Origin of the sequence: Micromonospora sp. MH33, from assembly GCF_003013775.1 — a bacterium.
GTDB lineage: Bacteria > Actinomycetota > Actinomycetes > Mycobacteriales > Micromonosporaceae > Micromonospora > Micromonospora fulviviridis.
In genome coordinates this window covers 1-3,757 of sequence record NZ_MUYZ01000446.1, presented here as the reverse complement: position 1 = coordinate 3,757, position 3,757 = coordinate 1, and the positions used below count along the sequence as shown (strand labels likewise).

Genomic DNA, 3,757 nt, shown 5'->3' with positions numbered 1-3,757 from the left:
CGCGCCGCCGCGGCGCACCCGCTGATCGGGCTGCCGCTCCAGGTGACCGCGCTGGCGATGCTCGGCGCGGTGCTCCCGGCCGCGGGCGTCGACCTGTTCGCGACGCCGGCCGTCACCGGGCCCGCGACCACCGTCGCGGTGCTCGGCGTGATCGCCATCGGGGTACGCCACGCCCTGCGGCACAACCGCCTCGCCGAGCGGGCCCTGCCGCCGGCGACCGGCGTGTCAGCGGGTGCGGCCGGTCCCCTGCACGTATAGCAGCTCCAGGATCGCCCGGGTCGCCTCGAACCAGCGGTCCAGCCAGCCGGGCGGGGGCACGCTGCCCTTCGGCGGCAACTCCATCAGCAGCCCGCGCAGCAGCGGATGGTCCACCAGGGACTCCTGCGGCTCCATCGGCCAGCCGGTCGGCGGGAAGGACGGCTCGGTGAGCGGGTTCGGGTCGAGCGACGGCAGGGAGAGCGGTGGGGCGGGCTGCTCCGGGGCGGGCGCGTCCCGGCCGCCGATCTCGGCGTCGCCAGAGCCCACCTCGGTGAGGACGCTGTCCCGGCGCGCCCCGCGGTACTTGCCACCGAACCGCTCGGGCTTGCCCGGGCCGTTGGTGAGATTCTCTGAACCGATCGTCGTCATCCGTCTCGCCTGCCTCGTTCGGTTGCCGATCTGTGCGGTTCAACGAGGCGGAACGGAACTGGCGACGGCGCAGACGAAATGGTCCCGCCCGGCGACGCTGCCGGGCGGGACCACGTTCTGGGGGACGGAACGCCGGATCAGTTCCCGGCGAACGCACCGCCCCTGGCGCCGGCGACGAAGGCGTGCCAGTCACCCGGGGCGAAGACCAGGGCCGGGCCCGTCCTGTCCTTCGAGTCCCGGACGCCGACCGCCCCGGTCACGTACGCGACCTCCACGCAGTTGTCACAGTTCGGCCCGCTCTTCGAACTCTTGAACCACGTCGCCTGCGTCAGGTCCACGGGGAACTCCTTGGTCGCCATTTCCACAACGGCTCCTCTGCCAGTTTTGCGATGTGTGCGATGGATTCCTCCGGGCGAATGGCCGCTGCTCGAATGTGATCGAAGATGAAGCTGTACTTCTGTAGCTCGTCGCTCTTCTCCAGGAAGAGCCCACCCGTGGCGTTCTCCGCGTACACGACATCGGGATCACTCGGTTCGGGGAAGCTGAGGATCGTGAAGGTCCCGTCCATGCCGGCGTGCGCACCCACCTCGAAGGGCAGGACCTGCAACGTCACGTTCGGCAGTTCGGCCACCTCCACCAGCCGTTTGAGCTGGCCACGCATCACCGCGTCGCCGCCAACCGGCCGGCTCAGCACCGCCTCATCGAGCACCACCCACAGATCGACCGGATCGTCCTGGGTCAACAACGACTGACGGCCCAGTCGGACACGCACCCGCTGTTCGACCTGTTCGGCGGTGAAGTCCGGCCGAGCGGCCCGGATCATCGCCCCCGCGTACTCCTCGGTCTCCAGCAGGCCCGGCACGACCTGCTGTTCGTACGCCCGGATCGAGCTGGCCGCCGCCTCCAGTCCCACGTACGCCCCGACCAGCACCGTGCTGTACGGATGCCACCAGCCCTTCTGCCGGGCCTCGCGGGCGATCTGCACCAGCTCGTCGCTCTCGGCGCCGACCACCCCGTAGATGCGGAGCATGTCCCGCACGTCCCGGGGTGTCGCGGTGGTGTGGCCGGTCTCGATACGCGAGATCTTGGAGGCCGAACACTCCAACTGCTCGGCGACCACCTCGATGGTGATGCCGGCAGCTTCACGCTGCCGGCGGAGTTCCGCCCCCAGGCGTCGACGCCGGATGGTCGGGCTGCGCCGCTCGCTCACGACGTCACCCCTCGGGTCGATGGACGGGGAATCCCATTCCTCGCGCGCACCCGGCTACCTCCGGTCGGTCGCGCCCGGTTTCACACCCGCCGGGGGCGCGACCGGCGTACGGCGGGCGAGCGTTCGCGGCAGGGGATGGTGCCGGTCGTCGACCGGCCGCGACGGGCGAAACCGGCGTCCAGTGTGCCGTCCCGGGACCTGAGGCTTCAAGCGTCCCGTTCACGTGTCCTGCTCGCGTATCGGCAAAACTCGACGTGCAACTTGCATGAAGCACGTCCCTGATGCAGTCTGTCGGTATGGCACGGGTTACTCACCGTCTTCGCATGATCTCCGGGCGTGGTCGCACCACGGGCCGCGGGACGGCAGGAGGGGAGCCGTCCCGCGCCGCGCGACCTGCCCCGGGGTGAAGACCCCGCCGCTGCACGCCAGCTTGGCTGTGGCGGCGGGAGCGGTAACCGGGAGCAGCCGGGTGATGGTCGGGTGGCGGTCCGCCACCGCGGGTACGGCCCGACCAGCACCGACCCACTGATCAGCCGGTCCACGAGGCAGATCCCCCGTCACCGGACCGACCTGTCCCCCCGATCAGCCTCGCCGGCCCGCCCGCCGGCCGATCCTCCCCAGGAGCCCATGTGCTTCCCCGCTCCGGTGACGTACTGCATGTGACTCGCGCGGCGAGTGTCCAGTTCCTCCGACCGATCATGTTCCGGGTGATCCGGGTGCTCGACTGGCCGACCTACGACGGTTGGCTCTGGCTCGACGGCTACGAGTTGAACGCGGCGGGGGACGCGGTCAACCGGCGGTCGATCTTCGTACAGCAGGAGGGGTTGCGGCATCTCCAGGCCGCGCCGGCCCCGCGTCCGCACACCGTCCGGACGGCCCGTCGTCCGGTGACCCGGACCCCGGTCCGGGTCGGCTGACCTCACGAAACCCGGTCGGGGGGCGTGCCACCGCCATAGAATCGGTACGCCCACCCCGGCAACGCTCCACCCCGCGCGCTCCGGACCCTGAACCTGGGATGGTCATGGTCAATCTGCCCGCCGCGCGGCGGCACCACCGGTCCCGTATCGGCTACGCCCTCGGACTCCTCGCGTTCCTCGGCGCCGCGACCGTGCTCGCGCTCGTGGTCCGCCACCCCGCCTTCTCCGCGACCACGGAGTTGACCGAGCCGGTCCCCGCTCCGGAGATCACCGTGGTCGGGGAGGGCAACCGGCCGGCCACCGAAGCGGACGAGGACGTGCCCGACCGGGTCGACCCGTCGGTGGCCGGCGCGCCGGGCGGCGCCGGCCTTTCGGAGGAGGCCGGTGCCGGGGCCGGGGAGGGCGCGCTGGCCGAGCGCCCCTCGGCCGCCACCGACCTCAGCCGGTCGCTGTTCTACTCGGGACTGCTCGGCCTCGCCATCTCGCTGGCCGGTCTGGGCCTGGTCGGCACCCGGCGTCGCCAGTGGTGAGGCTCAGGCACCGCCAGTGGTGAACGCTCACGGCGTGGCGGTGACGGTCGGCGAGGGCGTCGAGGTGGAGGCGTCCGTCGTCGGGGCCGCAGCCCGGGCCACCACGAGGGTGACCCGGTCCCCCTCGGCGACCGGCTCGCCGGCCTCCGGGTCGGTGTCGATCACCGTCCCGGCGGGCTGGTCCGACGTGCGGTACCGCACCCGGTAGTCCACACCCAGCCGGTCGAGAGCCGCCCGGGCGGCGGACTCCGGCTGCCCCACCAGCGGCGGCAGCGGCACCTCGGCGGCCGCCGTGGTGGTCGGCGGGCTGCTCGGCGGCGAACTACTCGGCGCGGCCGTGCTCGGCGCGGCGCTGGTCTGCGGCGCGGTGCTCGGCACGGCCGACGGCGACAGGCCCGGCTCGGCGTCGCGATCCGCCGCGCGGAGAGCCAGCCAGACACCCAGGCCGATCAGGGCGATCAGCAGCAGCGCGA

6 protein-coding genes and 1 pseudogene are annotated in these 3,757 nt (G+C 72.3%); 3 read left to right on the top strand and 4 right to left on the bottom strand.

Going from position 1 to position 3,757, the window contains the following annotated elements:
- Positions 1-258, top strand: a pseudogene (locus tag B0E53_RS34120) (hypothetical protein); the annotation flags it as partial.
- Here B0E53_RS34120 and B0E53_RS34115 read toward each other — a convergent pair.
- The 3 genes from B0E53_RS34115 to B0E53_RS34105 form a co-directional block, all read right to left on the bottom strand.
- Positions 226-627: a hypothetical protein gene (locus B0E53_RS34115; RefSeq protein ID WP_107079672.1), complete on the bottom strand. Its 402-nt coding sequence runs from the start codon at positions 625-627 to the stop codon at positions 226-228. The pseudogene B0E53_RS34120 and the gene B0E53_RS34115 sit on opposite strands and share 33 nt — an antisense overlap.
- Positions 628-764: 137 nt before the next feature.
- Positions 765-986: a DUF397 domain-containing protein gene (locus B0E53_RS34110; protein ID WP_091264729.1), complete on the bottom strand. Its 222-nt coding sequence runs from the start codon at positions 984-986 to the stop codon at positions 765-767.
- Complete coding sequence (locus B0E53_RS34105) at positions 956-1,837, bottom strand: helix-turn-helix transcriptional regulator (RefSeq protein WP_107079671.1); 882 nt, start codon at positions 1,835-1,837, stop codon at positions 956-958. Before B0E53_RS34105 ends, B0E53_RS34110 begins: the two co-directional genes overlap by 31 nt.
- A gap of 629 nt (positions 1,838-2,466) precedes the next feature.
- On the opposite strand from B0E53_RS34105, the gene B0E53_RS34100 reads away from it, so the two are divergent.
- Positions 2,467-2,754: a hypothetical protein gene (locus B0E53_RS34100; RefSeq protein ID WP_107079670.1), complete on the top strand. Its 288-nt coding sequence runs from the start codon at positions 2,467-2,469 to the stop codon at positions 2,752-2,754.
- Positions 2,755-2,852: 98 nt separating this feature from the next.
- Complete coding sequence (locus tag B0E53_RS34095) at positions 2,853-3,284, top strand: hypothetical protein (protein ID WP_210406327.1); 432 nt, start codon at positions 2,853-2,855, stop codon at positions 3,282-3,284.
- 27 nt (positions 3,285-3,311) lie between these two features.
- Here the strand turns inward: B0E53_RS34095 and B0E53_RS34090 are convergent.
- Positions 3,312-3,757: PASTA domain-containing protein (locus B0E53_RS34090; protein WP_146167899.1), on the bottom strand; the 446-nt coding region annotated here is incomplete at its 5' end.